The sequence below is a fragment of the Janibacter indicus genome (genome assembly GCF_900176385.1).
Taxonomy (GTDB): Bacteria; Actinomycetota; Actinomycetes; order Actinomycetales; family Dermatophilaceae; genus Janibacter; species Janibacter indicus.
Genome location: NZ_FWXN01000005.1, coordinates 166,995 through 181,886 on the forward strand (window position 1 = coordinate 166,995; position 14,892 = coordinate 181,886).

Below are 14,892 nucleotides of genomic sequence, written 5' to 3' on the forward strand. Positions count from 1 at the left end.
CCAACTTCACCAACCTAGCGTTGACGGTGTGGAGGTCACGGTGCACGAGGCCAAGACCCACCTCTCGCGACTGCTGCGGAGGGTGGAGGCTGGCGAGACGATCGTCATCCGGCGGGGCGCCCACCGGTTCGCGATCCTCAGCCCTGCGCCCTTGGTCACCGAGCAGCGCATGCTCTGGGGCGACCTCGCCGGCTCCTTGCCCGACGACTTCGACGCGCCCCTGGCCGACTTCGCCGACTACTCATGACGCGATATCTGCTCGACACCAATGTCGTGGTCCGCCTGCTCCTCGGCGACCGCGACTCCACTCGCCCGGGGCCACGGAACTCATCAGCGACCCAGGCAACGAACCACTGCTGAGCGCTGGCACCACCGCGACCCCTTCGACAGGCTCCTCGTCGCACAGGCTCTCTGCGAAGAAGCGATCGTGGTGACGAGCGACCCGCAGATCGACGCCTACGACGTCGCCACGCTCAGGGCCTGACCACGGCGCGAGCAACCCCCCTTCGCCTCAGGAAGCGGACGAACGCCGCTCCGCCAGCCTCTCCAGCAGCCGCTCCTCCGCATCCGCGCCGGGCGCCACTCCCCCGGGCACCCGCACGAGGAAGACCACGCCGAGCAGCCACCACAGGCCGAGGATCACGTAGGGCTGCACGTCGAGCATCGCGGGCATCCCGGGGACGTAGAGCGCGAGCAGGCAGGCGGTGGTGATGACGGCGGCGACGCCCACGGCGATGCCGCCGGCTGCCGAGCGACCACCGACCCGCAGCGGGCGGTGCATCTCGGGCTCACGACGACGCAGCACGATGAAGACGGCGGACACGAGCAGATAGGTGATGACGATCGACACCGAGCTCGAGTCGACGAGCCAGCCCATGGGCCCGAACATCAAGAACGAACGCGCCCACGGTCTGGCGCGTCAGGCTGCCGCGGCCACGGGCAAGAGCCAGACCGAGGCCGTCGAGGAGGCGCTCATCCGACTGCTCGCGGACTACGGCATCGGATCGGACGAGCCACAACTCACGGCGAGGACCGCCCGAGTCCACAGCATCGTGCGGGCGTACGTCGACACCCCGCCCGGCCCCGAGCGCGCAGTCACCGATGTGGACGACCTCTACGACGAGCACACCGGGCTGCCCCGATGATCGTCGGCTCGTCCGCGCGCGGCCCAGGCTTCCCCGCGATCACGAGTCCGAGCTGAGTCCGGCGATGTCGAGCTACGCAGGCGCCTGCGAGGTGTGCACCGCCGTGTGCCTCCACGCCGCCCGCCACCCCAGCGTGCGGCAGGTGGCGGAAGCCGACTGGGTGCAGATCCGCCACTGCAGCCGGTGCGGCGCGTGGTGGGACATGCAGCCCGCCAACCGGCCCGCCGTCATCACGCGGGACGAAGCTGCACGCCGGGTGCCCGACGCCGACGGCTGGATCGTCGTCGGCCCCCTGCTCGAGCCCCGCGACCCCGACGCCCTCCTCTTCGACGTCCAGCGCGTCGACGCGCACCCGGGCGACCAGGTCGACCTGCACCGTCAGGTCGAGCTCGCGGCCGACGCCACCCTGCGTGACGTCGTCGTCACGGTGGTGGAGCCCTTCGTGTGGAGCGCGCCGCGCACGACCTGGCTGGTCTGCGGCCAGACCGAAGGGGGCGCATGGGTGCCCCTTGCCGAGGTGGTCACCGCAGGGCCACCAGAGACGCACGGCACCCGGATGCTGTTGGCGGACAGCTCCGCTCGTGAGTTCGCGGGCGGGTCCCGTCTGGAGATCTCCTGCCTGTCGCCGCGGTGACGGGCGCCTACTTCCCCGCGAAGACCGCCTTGGTCACCGGGCCGCCACCGGCTTGCCCTGGGTGGTGGAGCGCTGCACCGTCCACGTCGCCTCGGCATCGTCTGTCCTGGCCGTGCTGACCGCGGTCGATCGGCTGGTGGATGTCGTGCCGAGCGATCAGGCAGCAACAGCGTCGACCGACATGTCCGCCTGACGGCCACGCCACCGTGGGCTCCGGTCACCTCGAGGACGTGAGGAACCCGCGCAGCGCCTTCGTCAGCACGGGCGAGACGAGGTAGACCATCGCCCCCACGATGAGGGCGACGTTGATCGCCGTGGCGAGCAGGAAGGGCAGGCCGAGGTCCTGCCAGATCGGGGCGACGAGCCACAGGACGATCGAGGCGAGCGGCCAGATGCCGAGCCACGTGACGACGGCCGTCTTCCACTTCGGCACCTGTGTCCCGCTCGGCACGTTCGGGCCGAGGAACCACTCGTCGATCGCGCGGAGACGACGGTGCTCGGGCTCTGCCTCCGCATGCGGGCGCATACGAGCCAGGATCTCCCGTCGCTCGGCGGAGCCATCCCAGCGAGCCAGGTCGTCCTCGGACGCGAAGTGCACCACGACCTGGTGCTGGCCGCCCTCGGTCTCCGGCGGGATGAGGTCCGCACCGAGGAAGCCGTGGTGCCGGCGCATCAGGCCGAACATCTCCCGGACGAGCTCCTCGTACTGCTCGGCGTGCCCGGGAAGCGCCCGCCGCCGGGCGATCCGGGTGACGGCCGACTGGTTCGCACCATCAGACACGGGAGATCTCGCTCTCTCCTCCGGGCGCGGCCGCTACCGCGCCGATCCTCCCGAGCCCACCATGGCCGGCGCCGCGGTGGGCGAGACGTTCGCCGGCAGGGAACGGCAGGCTGGGCCCGGACAACCAGGTCGCTCACGCCCGACGAGAGGAGCCCGGAGTCGTCGGCGCAGCTGTAACGCCTTGACCTACCGTTCCAGGTCGCAGGGAGTGCCCTCCAGCCGTACGGTGAGGTACCGACCCGACCCCAACGCCAAGGACTGCCATGGAGACCGACATCACCCTCGTGGTCGACGGCGAACGTCGCTCGCTCACGCTCGACACCCGCACGAGCCTGCTCGACGCGCTGCGTGAGCATCTCGGCGTCACCTCGCCCAAGAAGGGCTGCGACCACGGCCAGTGCGGCGCCTGCACCGTCTTGCTCGACGGTCGCCGGGCGACGTCCTGCCTGACCTTCGCCGTCGCCCAGGACGGCGCGGAGGTGGTCACTGCCGCCGGCCTTGCCCGGGACGGGCTCCATCCGGTGCAGCAGGCCTTCGTCGACAACGACGCCTTCCAGCGGCTTCTGCACACCCGGCCAGGTGTGCTCCGCGGTCGGGATGCTCGAAGAGCTCGAGCAGGGCAGCCCCAGCTATGTCACCGAGGACCTCACGAGCACCGCCTCCGCGGACGACGACGAGATCCGCGAGCGCATGAGCGGCAACCTCTGCCGCTGCGGGGCCTATGGCGGCATCCGCTCGGCCATCCGCGAGGTCTCGTCATGAAGCCTTTCGAGTACCGCCGCTCCGAGGACGTCGCGGGCGCGATCGCCCTCGCGACGTCCGGCCCGCAGGCGCGCTATCTCGCCGGCGGGACCAACCTCGTTGACCACATGCGTCTGGGCCTGGAGTCACCGCAGCTGCTCGTCGACGTCAGCCGGCTGCCGCTCGACGGCATCGAGGACCTCCCCGACGGTGGCCTGCGCATCGGCGCCACGGTGCGCAACAGCGACCTCGCGGCCGACCCCCGCGTCCGTGAGCGATACCCCGTCCTCTCTCGTGCCCTGCTCGCCGGGGCCTCGGGACAGCTGCGCAACCTCGCCACCACGGGCGGCAACCTGCTCCAGCGCACCCGCTGCCCGTACTTCCAGGACGTGACGACGCCGTGCAACAAGCGTGAGCCGGGCACCGGCTGCTCCGCGATCGGTGGCTACACCCGTGACCACGCCGTCGTCGGCGCCTCCAACGCCTGCGTCGCCGTCCACCCCTCCGACATGGCCGTCGCGATGCTCGCGCTCGACGCCATCGTTCGCGTCGAAGGACCGGACGGGCCGCGCGAGATCCCTCTCGACGACTTTCACCGCCTGCCCGGCGCGCACCCCGAGCGGGACACGGTCCTCGCCGCCGGTGAGCTCATCACCGGCGTCGACGTGCCGGCCACCCCCTTCGCCCGGCGCTCGGAGTACCGCAGGGTGCGCGACAGGGCCTCCTACGCCTTCGCCCTCGTCTCGGTCGCCGCGGCCGTCCACGTGGACGAAGGGAGGATCGCCGACCTGCGCATCGCCTGCGGCGGCATCGCCCACAAGCCGTGGCGGGCCCGCGCCGCTGAGGACGTGCTGCGCGGCCGGGCTCCGGACGCGGCGGCCTTTGCCCAGGCGGCCGAGGCGGAGCTCACCGACGCGACCCCGCTGCCCGACAACGGGTTCAAGATCCCGATGCTGCGCCGGACCATGGTCTCGGTCCTGCGCGACCTCACCGAGGAGGTCCGATGACCGACATGATCACGCCCCGCGCGATGGGCACCGACCGGGCCCGCCACGACGCCGTCGCCAAGGTCACCGGCACCGCGCCGTACGCCGCCGACCACGAGCAGGCCGAGCGGGTGCACCTCCACCCGGTGCAGGCCACCATCGCCCGCGGCCGCATCGCCAGCATCGACACCAGCGCCGCTGAGGCGCTGGACGGGGTGATCCTCACCCTGACGCACCTCGACGCCCCCCGGCTCGCGAGCTCCGACGACACCGAGATGCTCATCCTGCAGAGTGACGAGGTCGCCTTCCGCGGTCAGCTCATCGGTGCTGTCGTGGCGCGCACCAGCGAGACGGCCCGCGAGGCCGCCTCCCTCGTGAAGGTCACCTACGAGGAGCAGCCCGTCGACGCCACCCTGTCGGCCGAGCGCGACGACCTCTACGCACCCGACGAGGTCAACGCCGGCCACGAGACGGACACCGCGAGCGGTGACGTGGACGCTGCCTTCGAGGCGGCCGAGGTACGGCTCGAGCAGACGTACACGACGCCGATGGAGCACAACAACCCCATGGAGCCGCACACGACGGTGGCCCTGTGGCAGGAGGAGCACCTCACGCTGTGGGACTCCATCCAGGGCGCCCACACCGCGCGCTCCGCCCTCGCCCCCCTGCTCGGGCTCGAGCCGGAGCAGCTGCGGGTGCTCGCCCCCTTCGTCGGTGGTGGCTTCGGCTCCAAGGGCAAGCCGCACTCCCACGAGGTGCTCGCCGCGATGGCCGCCATGCGGCTGCCCGGCCTGTCGGTCTCCTTCTGCGTGACCCGCCAGCAGATGTTCACCCTCACGGGCTACCGGACCCCGACGATCTCCCGGGTGCGCCTCGGCAGCGACCGGCAGGGACGGCTGTCGGCGATCTCCCACGACGTCGTCGAGCAGAGCGCGACTGTACGAGTTCGCCGAGCAGACGGCCGCACCCACGCGCACGATGTACGCAGCGCCGCACCGCCGCACGACCCACCGGCTCGCGACGCTCGACGTGCCGGTCCCCTTCTGGATGCGCGCGCCCGGTGAGTGCCCGGGCATGCACGCTCTCGAGGTCGCGATGGATGAGCTGGCGATCGCCTGCGAGCTCGACCCCATCGAGCTGCGCGTGCGCAACGACACCGCGATCGACCCGGACACCGGCCTGCCCTTCACCCACCGCGACCTCGTTGGGTGCCTGCGCGAGGGAGCGCGGCGGTTCGGCTGGGCCGACCGCGACCCGCGACCGGGACGACGGGAGGGCGACTGGTTCGTCGGGACCGGCGTCGCCGCGTCGACCTACCCGGCACTGATGATGACGGGCAACGTGGCCCGCGTGACGTACGACGGCGATCGATACCGCGTGGAGATCGGGGCGACGGACATCGGCACCGGGACGTGGACCGCCCTCGCGCAGATCGCCGCCGACGCGCTCGAGTGCCCGGTCGAAGACGTCGATCTGCGGATCGGCGACAGCGACCTGCCGACGGGCAGCCTCGCGGGTGGCTCGACAGGTACCTCCTCCTGGGGCACGACCGTCGTCACCGCGGCGCGCGCCTTCCGCGAGGAGCACGGGCGCACGCCCGCCGCGGGGGCGACGACGCAGGCCGAGCAGCCGGAGAGCGATCTCACCGAGCGCTTCGCGCCGCACTCCTTCGGGGCGCAGTTCGCCGAGGTGCGGGTGCACGCCGAGACCGGCGAGGTGCGGGTGCCGCGCATGCTCGGCGTCTTTTCCGTCGGGCGGATCATCAACCCGCGCACCGCGCACTCCCAGCTGACCGGCGCGATGGTCATGGGCCTGTCGATGGCACTGCACGAGCACAGCGTGCTCGACGAACGCTGGGCTCACGTCGTCAATCACGACCTCGCCGGCTATCACGTCGCCGCGCACGCGGACGTCGCCGACATCGAGGCGGTGTGGCTCGACGAGACCGACGAGCACATCAACCCGATGGGCTCGCGCGGCGTCGGCGAGATCGGCATCGTGGGTGCCTCGGCAGCGGTGGCCAACGCGACCTATCACGCCACCGGTATCCGGGTGCGCGAACTTCCGCTGACGCCCGACCTCTTCCTCAGGGGCGACCCGCAGCGCGTGGCACGGTAGGCGGACCGACACTCAGGCGCTCTCCTCGACGCCCCGTCGCCGGGATCTCCTGTCGCGACGCGACTGCGGTGGGCACCGCATTGCCTGCGGCCATCGAGAGGGCCGCGACGGTGGACTCGCCCACGTCGACATCGGGCCGGGCCCGCCTGGTCGTGCGCGCGGCTGGGTCGGCGCTGGTCGGCGTCCGCCACCGGGGTAGCAGCCGGTCGCGCTGACTGCAGCACGACGACGGTGCTGCAGTCCGCTCCCTTCGCCTCAGGAGTCACCGTGGCCGCAGCTCATCGGGCCAGGCGCCCCATCGTCAGTCCCCCTGCTCGAGCCGCGTAACGTCAAAGTCGACGCCCGCCTCACCGGCCAGTACCGCGTCAACGGCGGCCAGTGGCAGGACATCGCCACCGTCGCCGACCTCCAGAACGAGCCCGTCGACACCCTCGAGGTCCTCGGCACCCGCACCCGCCTAACCTCCTGACCGGGCTGCCACCGAACCCGAAGTGAGCGGACACGGCGGAACAGCGACTGACCACGGCAACCGGATCTCGAGGCTTCGGCCGCGGACGGCCGCGCACCTCGATCAGCGTGTGGCGTCGGGAATTAGTTGCCGAGACAACCAGTTACACCGGTCATGCACGCCTTCGGATTCTTGAGCTTCGGGCACTACGGCCACGGCAGCGGGCCGGGTGACCCCGACGCCGGTCAGGCCCTGCGCGACGCCGTCGAGATCGGGGTCGGGGCTGACGAGATCGGCGTCAACGGCGCCTACTTCCGCGTCCACCACTTCGCCCGGCAGGCCGCCGCGCCCATGCCGGTCCTGTCGGCGATCGCCGCCCGCACCCGCCACATCGAGGTCGGCACCGGCGTCATCGACATGCGCTACGAGACCCCGCTTCAGCTGGCCGAGGAGGCCGCCGCCCTCGACCTGATCTCCGAAGGGAGGGTCGCGCTCGGCGTGAGCCGGGGGTCACCGGAGCCGGCCCTGCGCGGGTGGGAAGCCTTCGGCCACACCGGTGCCCGCGATCCGCGCGGCGCCGACATCGCCCGCGAGCACTTCGACACCTTCATGTCCGCGATCCGCGGGGACCAGGTCGTCGACGCCGACCCGACGCAGGGTCCCGCCGGCCGGCTGCGGGTCGAGCCGCACTCCCCCGGCCTCGACCGCCGCATCTGGTGGGGCGCCGGCAGCCGCGAGACGGCCGAGTGGACCGCCCGCCAGGGCGTCAACCTCATGAGCTCGACCCTGCTCACCGAGGCGACCGGCGCCTCCTTCGGCGAGCTGCAGCGCGAGCAGATCGAGCTCTACCGCGCCGCGTGGCGCGAGGCCGGCCACGACTGGGCGCCGCGGGTGTCGGTCTCGCGCAGCATCTTCCCCATCGTCAGCGACCTCGACCGGCACTTCTTCGGCCTGCAGGGCCAGGGCAGCAGCGACCAGGTCGGCGTCATCGACGGCTTCCGCTCGACCTTCGGCAAGACCTATGCCGCCGAGCCCGACGTCCTCGTCGAGCAGCTCAAGGCCGACCCGGCCATCGAGGCCGCCGACACGGTCATGCTCACCATCCCCAGCCAGCTCGGGGTCGACTACAACCTGCACATCCTCGACTCCTTCGCCCAGCACGTCGCCCCCGAGCTCGGGTGGCGCCGCAACAGCGACGGTCCCGTCGCAGCACTGCCGGCCTGACCCCCTTCGGGTCTCGAGGCTCCTCGCTGCGCTCGTCGCACCTCGACCACCGGATCCCAACAGATAGGAACACCATGAGCACCATCGTCATCTTCGGCGGCACCGGATACGCCGGCGGCAACATCGCCCGCGAAGCCGTCTCCCGCGGCCATCAGGTCATCTCCTACAGCCGCACCGCCCCGGCCGAGCAGGCCGACGGCGTCGAGTACCGCACCGGCTCGCTCACCGACGACGCCGTCCTCGCGCAGGCCGCGGCAGACGCCGACGACCTGGTCGTGGCCACGCACGGTGCCGACGTCGGCGGCTCCCCGCTCGTCGACCACGTCGGCCGCCTCACCTCGGCCGCGATCGAGCACGGCGCGCGCCTGTCCTTCGTCGGTGGCGCCGGTTCGCTCCACGTGGCGAAGGGGGGTCCCCGCCTCCTCGACACCCCCGACTTCCACGAGGACTGGAAGCCCGAGGCCCTCTCCCACGCCAAGGTCCTCGACGCCCTGCGCGAGGCGCCGCAGGAGCTGCGCTGGTTCTACGTCTCCCCCGCGGCCCTCTTCGGCTCCTTCGCCCCCGGCGAGACGACCGGTAGCTACCGGCTCGGTGGCGACGAGCTCGTGACCGACGCCGAGGGCAACTCGGAGATCTCCGGGACCGACTTCGCGCTGGCCTACGTCGACGAGATCGAGCAGGGCAAGCACCCGCGGCAGCGGTTCACCGTCGCCCACTGAGGCCGATGACCTTCGGCCCGGGCGGCGGACCGCCCGGGCCGAAGGTCAAGATCCGGTGACGACCTCGGCGACTCGCGGACAGACAGCGCAATGTGTGCTGCGCAGTGTCACGGTGGAGGGCATGAACCTCACGACTGGCCTCATGACAGGGGCGGCCATGATCTCGGTCGCCGGCCTCCCCTTCGTCATGGCCTGGGTCGAGCAGACCCTGATGACCAACACCCGCGTCAAGCCTCCGCGGAGCTGACCTACGCCACGAAGTCCGGCCACCCCGCGTCGAGGTAGTCGACGAAGCGGTCACTCACGCTCTCCGCGTGCAGGTGCTCCCGGGTCACGGGCAGCGCCTGCATGGCGAAGGCCCCGTCCGCCTCCACCCTCCGCGGGAAGTCGTGGTGGACGATCGCGGCGCGGCCGAGATCGACGAAGTCGGCTCCCTTCGCCAGGCACCACCGCGCCTGCTGAGCCGAGCGGATCTTGCCGGCGACACCCAGGCGGGTGTGGCCCCTATGGAGACCGGTGAAGGCGTCGATGAGCAGGTCGCCCTCCTCGTCGACGGTCATGAAGGCGTCCCACAGCGACATGTCGACGTAGTCGACGAGGCCGGAGTCGAGGACCCACTGGGCGACGGTGACGCCTTCATCGAGGACGATCCCGTTGCCCTGCGGCGTGAGGCGGATCCCCACCTGGAAGTCGGGGTCGGTCCGCTCCCGGATCCCACGCAGGACGTCGAAGAGCATCCGAGCACGGTCCTCGAGGGAGCCGCCGTAGCCGTCGGTGCGGTGGTTGTGCCGGCCGTCGAGGAACTGGCAGATGAGGTAGCCGTGGGCACCGTGCACCTCGACGCCGTCGAAGCCGGCGCGCTCCGCACGTTCGGCACCGACGACGAAGTCCTCGACCGCCTGCTGCACCTCGCCGGTGCTCAGGGCGCGGACCCCGCGCTCGGGGTCGGCCCACGGGGCGACGTTGTCGACACCGGTGACGGTCGGGTCGGAGCGGCGGCCGCCGTGGTGCAGCTGGACGGACGAGACGCTGCCGGCCGCGCGGATGCCGTCGGCCAGACGCGTCAGGCCCGCGAGGTGCCGGTCGTCGCTGATGCCGAGTTGCCCGCCCCACGCCTGCCCCGCCCGAGACACGTAGGTCGCGCAGGTCATCGTCAGGCCGAAGCCGCCTTCGGCACGGGCCACGAGCCATCGGTACTCGTCGTCGGAGAGGGTGCCGTCGGCGTGGCTCTGGGTGTTGGTGAGCGGGGCGAGGGCGAAGCGGTTGGCCCAGGCAGCGCCGTGCCCCAGCTCGAGGCGCTCGTGGAGAGTGGTCATGGCGCCATCCTCTCAACGCCCGGCCGGCCGCACGCTGGTCGAGGTGCGAAGCCAACGCTGGTCGAGGTGCGAAGGCCGCCAGGCCTGAGGTGCGAAGCCACCGCTGGTCGAGGTGCGAAGGCCGCCAGGCCTGAGGTGCGAAGCCAACGCTGGTCGAGGTGCGAAGGCCGCCAGGCCTGAGCCTCGAGACCCCAGATCCGACGCTACGCCGCTGCTCCGTACGACGGGTCAGATCCGGTGCCTGTGGATCGTCGAGATGCGATCAGCGGAGATCTCGCTACCGTGGATGCAGTTCGGGGGCGGGCTCTGCCCCACATGCGACGAAGGGGAGAACCCGTGCAGTCCACGCGAGGTGCAGCGATCCTTGCTGCCGTGGCGGTCCTGACCGGTGGCCTGGCGGCCTGCGGCGACGACAGCGAGCCGCAGGAGTCGACGACCACCGCCTCCCCGATCGACCGCAGCACCGACTCCCCCTCGTCGTCGGAGTCGAGCTCTTCGTCGGGGTCCGAGACCTCGTCCGCGTCGGGCGAAGGGAAGGTCGCCAAACTGCCCGAGGAGGCCCAGGCCAAGACGAAGGAAGGCGCGATTGCCTTCAACGAGTGGTACCTAACCCAGGTAGGCGAATCCCTGAAGACTGCGGACTCAACAACTGTTCGTGCCTACTCGAGCGACTGCGCCTTCTGCGACGAGATCGCCAAAACGGCGGACCAGTTCGCCAAGGACGGGATCACGGCAGACAAGAACCCCTATTCTCTCCAGGTCCAATCTGCCAAGGCTCGCACGGACTCTGGATACCGTGTCGAAGTATTGTTGAACATCTCGGAGTACCGAAAAGTTGCCTCGGATGGCAGGAGAGGCCCAGCAGTTAAGCCCTCCTCAATCACTCTCGTGACCAATACGAAACAGAGCGCCGAGGGCTGGCGGATCCATGAAGTGGTCCGAACCAAATGAGCAGCTTTAGGCGGACGTGCGCACTCACAGCAGCGGTTTTTGCCCTCGCAGCCTCACCAACGGCGGCCGCGACAGCCGAGCCGGTCACCCCAACTCCAACTCCCACTCCCACCCAGACGCAACTTCCAGAGATTTCGGGAGACGACGACACCCTCAGCGCGCTTGGAAACAGCGGCACGGATATGTCGGGTGGCCAGGGCCAGAAGCCTCCGCCTGGCGCCAACGGGCCGAGCGGGGCGTCTGGATCAGACGACGGCAAAGGCGCACCCAAGGTCAAGAACGCGCCCAAGGACGTCAAGGTCCAGGTCAACAGCGAACCATGCTCAAACTTCGGGGTCGAGCAGTGCTCCCAAGCCCGAGCCGCCTGCGACAGCGCCGCCGGTGGCAGCAACTACCAGCCACCCACCATCACCTGGGTCAAGGTCGATGACGGGCCCTGGACCTACAACGGCATGACGTGTGGTCCCCCGACCAGCATCAGCATCCCTGGTGTGGAGGGCGCCGTCCAGGTCCAGCCCCCGCCAGTGCCGACCATGGCCCAGATCCAGACCGCCTTCCGCGAGCTGCCCTTCAGCAAGCCCAGCGTCTCGGTCCAGCCCAAGGGCAACAAGACCCTCAAGGGCCTGAAGACCTTCTACGCCGCCACCTGGCCCGACGACTCCGGACTCCAGCCCGGCGAGACGAGCAAGCCGGTGAAGCTGCTGTCCTGGACCATCGACTTCCGGGTCGCCGCGCAGGACTACCGCTACGACTTCGGCGACGGCACCACCTCAGGGTGGACGACCAGCACCGGCGGCACCTACCCCGACGGGGACGTCACCCACACCTACAAGAACACCGGCGACAAGGACGTCAAGGTCGACGCCCGCCTCACCGGCCAGTACCGCGTCAACGGCGGCCAGTGGCAGGACATCGCCACCGTCGCCGACCTCCAGGACGAGCCCGTCGACACCCTCGAGGTCCTCGGCACCCGCACCCGCCTGACCTCCTACACCTACTGACCGGGCAGCGACGCCACGTTCCGCTCCGCATGATTCACAGCACGAGTCAGGGGCGTACCGGCCGATTCAGCCATGCCAACACGGTCACCAGGAGCGCGTGACCCACCAGCCGGAGCAACGGCGTAGCGTCCGATTCCCCCCCTTCATCCCCTCCCCGCTGCCCTCACCCAAGCGCGAGACTGGCCTCATGGCTCTCACCGACGCTGCCTACCAGTCCGACCCCGGCGGTCCCCTCGACGTCGACCACGAGCTCTACGACCGCATCGGGTCGATGACTCAGGGCCGGGAGCTCGTCGACTCCTTCACCATCCCGATCCGCAGCGGCCGGGCCTGGGAGGTCCCCGCCGGGCACGTCTGCCGCATCGTCACCATCGAGGGCCCGCAGGTCGCCGACCTCAACCTCTGGAACCTGCACGACCCCCGCGAGCGCCTCTGGGCCGCCCGCACCCGCCAGCTCCAGGCCGCCCACGTCTCGCTCCACGACCGGCTGTGGTCGACCCTGCCCTTCCTCCGCCCGCTCGTGACGATCACCGGCGACTCCCTCGCCGACTACGGCGTCGACGACGACGGGGGCCGCGTCCACGACCTGCTCGGCACCCGCTGCGACCCCTACGTCAACCAGATGCTCAACGACGCCCCCTTCGACTACCACTGCCACTCCAACCTCACCCGGGCCGTGCGGCCGTGGCATCTCACCGAGCTCGACGTCCACGACGTGCTCAACGTCTTCCAGTGCACCGGGCTCAACGACCGCGACGAGTACTTCATGAAGACCTGCCCCGCCAAGCAGGGCGACTACTTCGAGTTCTTCGCCGAGATCGACGTGCTCGCGGCTCTGTCCACGTGCCCGGGCGGCGACCTGTCGGTCCCGATGTTCGGCCCGGACGCGGGCGACGCCGAGTCCGTCTGCCGCCCGCTCGGCATCGAGGTCCACCGGGTCCCGGACGAGGCGCTCGAGGGCTGGTCCCCGCCGGCGCGCGCCGCCTACGCGCAGGACCACGGGCTGGCGGCCCGCCCCTGGAGGTGAGGGGCTCCCCCTTCGCCCGAGGTCACCGACGCCCCCGCCACCCGGAGTCGTTGTGGTCATTGCGCCCGCCGACCACGACCCAGGTCCGCGCCCCCTGCGGCGTGACGTGCAACGAGAGCCCACGGGGATAGAAGCCGGACGACCCGCTGGCGAAGACCCGGCCGGGTGGCATCGGTGCCGGCCTCACGCCCCGACCCCACGAACCGATCGGGGTCGCCATGACCTGCGGCCCCCACGGCACATCCGTGACGTCGTGCACGAGCGCTGGCGGGGCCCCGGCGAGGATCCGACTCACCCGCAGGTGCGTCCTGACCGCGCCCCAGACGACGCCGAGCCCGACGGCCCCGAGCACCGCGAGGAAGGCGACGAGCCCGAACTGCCACACCCCGGGCGACGAGGTGTGGGTGTCGTCGTCGGCCACCCACACCTGCATCTGGTCGCCGACCTGGTCGTGGCCGCCGCACTCCGTGACGGTGTCGACCCGGCTCCGTCCGTCCTGCTGCCACTCGAGCGTCAGGTGCTTCCGCGTGCCATAACTCCGACGGCCGGAGCGGCACCGCCCGTCGACCTCGATCTGGGTGATCGTCGCGGTGTACTCCTCGCTCTGCCACAGGACGTGCTGACGCGTCTCGCTGTCGACGGCGACCAGCCCGAGGCCGGCGACCGCCACCGCGAGCAGCGCCACGCACCAGGCGATCGCCTTCTTGATCGCAGACCGGACGTAGTGGTGGAGCAGGCGGATCTCGGAGGGCGGCACAGCCAGATGTCTACCAGCGGCGCCCTTGCCCGCGCCTGAGGCGAGGGGGGAGCACTCCCCTTGGCCACGGGCGGGGTCCGCATCAAGCTAGTGCCGCACCCCGCGCATCGCCCGACGGACCGCCTCGTCGAAGCCGACGAGACCCTGCGCCGGCAGACCCACGAGCTCGTCGAGGTCGTGCTCGCGACGCACGACCTCGTGCACGAGGCTGCCGACGAGGGGTTTGGCCACGGCGGCGTCGACCGGCGTGATGAGCCCGACCCAGTGGCTGGCGAGCCACGGCGTGAGCACCGGCAGCGTGAGCACCACCCGTCGCCGCAGCCCGGTCACTGCCGCGAAGCGCTGGATCATCTGCTTGTAGGTCAGCACCTCGGGACCGCCGATGTCGAAGGCTCGGTCGACCTCCGCGGGCAGGGAGGCCGCACCGACGAGGTAGTGCAGCGCGTCGTCGATCGCGATCGGCTGGATCCGGTTGCGCAACCACTGCGGGGCGACCATCACGGGTAGCCGCTCGGTGAGGTAGCGCAGCATGTCGAAGGAGACCGACCCGTTGCCGAGCACGACCGCTGCCTGGAGGACGGCCGTCGGCACCGGACCGTCGAGCAGGATCTGCCCGACCTCGACGCGCGAGGCGAGGTGCTCCGACAGGTCCGCACCCTCGGGGTGCAAGCCGCCGAGGTAGACGATGCGCTCCACGCCAGCCTCGCCCGCGGCCGCGGCGAAGCCCTCAGCGAGCTCTCGGTCGCGGCGCGCGAGATCCCCCCCGCCGTCCATCGAGTGCACGAGGTAGTAGGCGACGTCGGTCCCCGACAGCGCCCGGCGCAGGTCGGCCTCGGACGTCGCGTCGCCCTCGACGACCTCGACACGGTCGGCCCAGTCGCGGCCGCGCAGTCGCTCGCTCGAGCGCGTGAGGACCCGCACCTTCCAGCCGTCGTCGAGCAGTCGGGGCACGAGCAGCCCGCCGATGTAGCCGGTGGCGCCGGTGACGAGTGCGGTGCCGGGCTCTTCCGGCGCGGCGAAGGGGGTGGAAGCTTCGGTCATGGG

17 protein-coding genes and 1 pseudogene are annotated in these 14,892 nt (G+C 71.0%); 13 read left to right on the top strand and 5 right to left on the bottom strand.

Features of this window, described 5'->3' with window-relative positions; all coding sequences use genetic code 11:
• Nucleotides 1-28 precede the first annotated feature (28 nt).
• The gene (locus B9B60_RS07465) at nt 29-247 is read left to right on the top strand and encodes a type II toxin-antitoxin system Phd/YefM family antitoxin (RefSeq protein WP_084450568.1); all 219 of its coding nucleotides are present in this window, start codon (nt 29-31) and stop codon (nt 245-247) included.
• Nucleotides 248-511: 264 nt separating this feature from the next.
• Here the strand turns inward: B9B60_RS07465 and B9B60_RS07475 are convergent, their stop codons facing one another.
• Nucleotides 512-850, bottom strand: coding sequence for an APC family permease (locus B9B60_RS07475; RefSeq protein ID WP_084450572.1), 339 nt, complete (start codon nt 848-850; stop codon nt 512-514).
• Between B9B60_RS07475 and B9B60_RS07480 the strand changes: the two genes are divergently transcribed.
• Nucleotides 837-1,145 carry a type II toxin-antitoxin system VapB family antitoxin gene (locus B9B60_RS07480; RefSeq protein WP_084450573.1) on the top strand — a complete coding sequence of 103 codons (309 nt, stop codon included), beginning with the start codon at nt 837-839 and terminating at the stop codon, nt 1,143-1,145. The genes B9B60_RS07475 and B9B60_RS07480 overlap by 14 nt on opposite strands.
• A 64-nt stretch (nt 1,146-1,209) precedes the next feature.
• On the top strand, nt 1,210-1,779 hold the full coding sequence (locus B9B60_RS17135) for a hypothetical protein (protein ID WP_084450575.1): 570 nt from the start codon (nt 1,210-1,212) through the stop codon (nt 1,777-1,779).
• Nucleotides 1,780-1,996: 217 nt separating this feature from the next.
• Here the strand turns inward: B9B60_RS17135 and B9B60_RS07490 are convergent, their stop codons facing one another.
• On the bottom strand, nt 1,997-2,560 hold the full coding sequence (locus B9B60_RS07490; protein WP_084450577.1) for an antibiotic biosynthesis monooxygenase: 564 nt from the start codon (nt 2,558-2,560) through the stop codon (nt 1,997-1,999).
• A 263-nt stretch (nt 2,561-2,823) separates the two neighbouring features.
• On the opposite strand from B9B60_RS07490, the pseudogene B9B60_RS07495 reads away from it, so the two are divergent.
• The 7 genes and pseudogenes from B9B60_RS07495 (at nt 2,824) to B9B60_RS17690 (ending at nt 9,043) form a co-directional block, all read left to right on the top strand.
• Nucleotides 2,824-3,322, top strand: a pseudogene (locus B9B60_RS07495) (2Fe-2S iron-sulfur cluster-binding protein).
• Nucleotides 3,319-4,308, top strand: coding sequence for an FAD binding domain-containing protein (locus tag B9B60_RS07500; RefSeq protein WP_084450579.1), 990 nt, complete (start codon nt 3,319-3,321; stop codon nt 4,306-4,308). The pseudogene B9B60_RS07495 and the gene B9B60_RS07500 overlap by 4 nt, the downstream one beginning before the upstream one ends.
• Nucleotides 4,305-5,351: a xanthine dehydrogenase family protein molybdopterin-binding subunit gene (locus B9B60_RS07505; RefSeq protein WP_268766703.1), complete on the top strand. Its 1,047-nt coding sequence runs from the start codon at nt 4,305-4,307 to the stop codon at nt 5,349-5,351. The genes B9B60_RS07500 and B9B60_RS07505 overlap by 4 nt, the downstream gene beginning before the upstream one ends.
• A complete protein-coding gene (locus B9B60_RS17685; RefSeq protein WP_268766705.1) occupies nt 5,266-6,405 on the top strand; it encodes a xanthine dehydrogenase family protein molybdopterin-binding subunit in 1,140 nt (379 codons plus the stop codon). The genes B9B60_RS07505 and B9B60_RS17685 overlap by 86 nt, the downstream gene beginning before the upstream one ends.
• Nucleotides 6,406-7,027: 622 nt before the next feature.
• The gene (locus B9B60_RS07510) at nt 7,028-8,077 is read left to right on the top strand and encodes an LLM class flavin-dependent oxidoreductase (RefSeq protein WP_084450580.1); all 1,050 of its coding nucleotides are present in this window, start codon (nt 7,028-7,030) and stop codon (nt 8,075-8,077) included.
• Nucleotides 8,078-8,151: 74 nt separating this feature from the next.
• Nucleotides 8,152-8,796 carry an NAD(P)-dependent oxidoreductase gene (locus B9B60_RS07515; RefSeq protein WP_084450582.1) on the top strand — a complete coding sequence of 215 codons (645 nt, stop codon included), beginning with the start codon at nt 8,152-8,154 and terminating at the stop codon, nt 8,794-8,796.
• Between the two features lie 121 nt (nt 8,797-8,917).
• Nucleotides 8,918-9,043 carry a hypothetical protein gene (locus B9B60_RS17690; RefSeq protein WP_255494286.1) on the top strand — a complete coding sequence of 42 codons (126 nt, stop codon included), beginning with the start codon at nt 8,918-8,920 and terminating at the stop codon, nt 9,041-9,043.
• Between the two features lies 1 nt (nt 9,044).
• Here B9B60_RS17690 and B9B60_RS07520 read toward each other — a convergent pair whose 3' ends face one another.
• Entirely contained in the window at nt 9,045-10,112 is a 1,068-nt protein-coding gene (locus B9B60_RS07520; protein WP_084450584.1) for an NADH:flavin oxidoreductase, read from the bottom strand.
• 372 nt (nt 10,113-10,484) lie between these two features.
• On the opposite strand from B9B60_RS07520, the gene B9B60_RS07525 reads away from it, so the two are divergent.
• The 3 genes from B9B60_RS07525 to B9B60_RS07535 all read left to right on the top strand — a co-directional run bounded on the left by B9B60_RS07525 (nt 10,485) and on the right by B9B60_RS07535 (nt 13,091).
• Nucleotides 10,485-11,063: a DUF6318 family protein gene (locus B9B60_RS07525; RefSeq protein WP_084450585.1), complete on the top strand. Its 579-nt coding sequence runs from the start codon at nt 10,485-10,487 to the stop codon at nt 11,061-11,063.
• Between the two features lie 533 nt (nt 11,064-11,596).
• Nucleotides 11,597-12,064, top strand: a complete 468-nt coding sequence (locus B9B60_RS07530) for a hypothetical protein (RefSeq protein ID WP_234993783.1) — start codon at nt 11,597-11,599, stop codon at nt 12,062-12,064.
• Between the two features lie 187 nt (nt 12,065-12,251).
• Nucleotides 12,252-13,091, top strand: coding sequence for an urea carboxylase-associated family protein (locus B9B60_RS07535; RefSeq protein WP_084450587.1), 840 nt, complete (start codon nt 12,252-12,254; stop codon nt 13,089-13,091).
• A 22-nt stretch (nt 13,092-13,113) separates the two neighbouring features.
• Here the strand turns inward: B9B60_RS07535 and B9B60_RS07540 are convergent, their stop codons facing one another.
• Both B9B60_RS07540 and B9B60_RS07545 read right to left on the bottom strand, forming a co-directional pair.
• Nucleotides 13,114-13,848, bottom strand: a complete 735-nt coding sequence (locus B9B60_RS07540) for a hypothetical protein (protein ID WP_084450588.1) — start codon at nt 13,846-13,848, stop codon at nt 13,114-13,116.
• A gap of 87 nt (nt 13,849-13,935) precedes the next feature.
• Nucleotides 13,936-14,889 (bottom strand): NAD(P)H-binding protein, encoded by a 954-nt coding sequence (locus B9B60_RS07545; protein WP_084450590.1) that lies wholly within the window; start codon nt 14,887-14,889, stop codon nt 13,936-13,938.
• Nucleotides 14,890-14,892: the final 3 nt, after the last annotated feature.

Bases quoted from the DNA above. Each gene is read 5' to 3' on its own strand.
- B9B60_RS07480 (WP_084450573.1), top strand. From the start codon at position 837: ATGACGATCGACACCGAGCTCGAGTCGACGAGCCAGCCCATGGGCCCG.
- B9B60_RS17135 (WP_084450575.1), top strand. From the start codon at position 1,210: ATGTCGAGCTACGCAGGCGCCTGCGAGGTGTGCACCGCCGTGTGCCTC.
- B9B60_RS07500 (WP_084450579.1), top strand. From the start codon at position 3,319: ATGAAGCCTTTCGAGTACCGCCGCTCCGAGGACGTCGCGGGCGCGATC.
- B9B60_RS07505 (WP_268766703.1), top strand. From the start codon at position 4,305: ATGACCGACATGATCACGCCCCGCGCGATGGGCACCGACCGGGCCCGC.
- B9B60_RS17685 (WP_268766705.1), top strand. From the start codon at position 5,266: ATGTACGCAGCGCCGCACCGCCGCACGACCCACCGGCTCGCGACGCTC.
- B9B60_RS07510 (WP_084450580.1), top strand. From the start codon at position 7,028: ATGCACGCCTTCGGATTCTTGAGCTTCGGGCACTACGGCCACGGCAGC.
- B9B60_RS07515 (WP_084450582.1), top strand. From the start codon at position 8,152: ATGAGCACCATCGTCATCTTCGGCGGCACCGGATACGCCGGCGGCAAC.
- B9B60_RS17690 (WP_255494286.1), top strand. From the start codon at position 8,918: ATGAACCTCACGACTGGCCTCATGACAGGGGCGGCCATGATCTCGGTC.
- B9B60_RS07520 (WP_084450584.1), bottom strand. From the start codon at position 10,112: ATGACCACTCTCCACGAGCGCCTCGAGCTGGGGCACGGCGCTGCCTGG.
- B9B60_RS07530 (WP_234993783.1), top strand. From the start codon at position 11,597: ATGGCCCAGATCCAGACCGCCTTCCGCGAGCTGCCCTTCAGCAAGCCC.
- B9B60_RS07535 (WP_084450587.1), top strand. From the start codon at position 12,252: ATGGCTCTCACCGACGCTGCCTACCAGTCCGACCCCGGCGGTCCCCTC.
- B9B60_RS07545 (WP_084450590.1), bottom strand. From the start codon at position 14,889: ATGACCGAAGCTTCCACCCCCTTCGCCGCGCCGGAAGAGCCCGGCACC.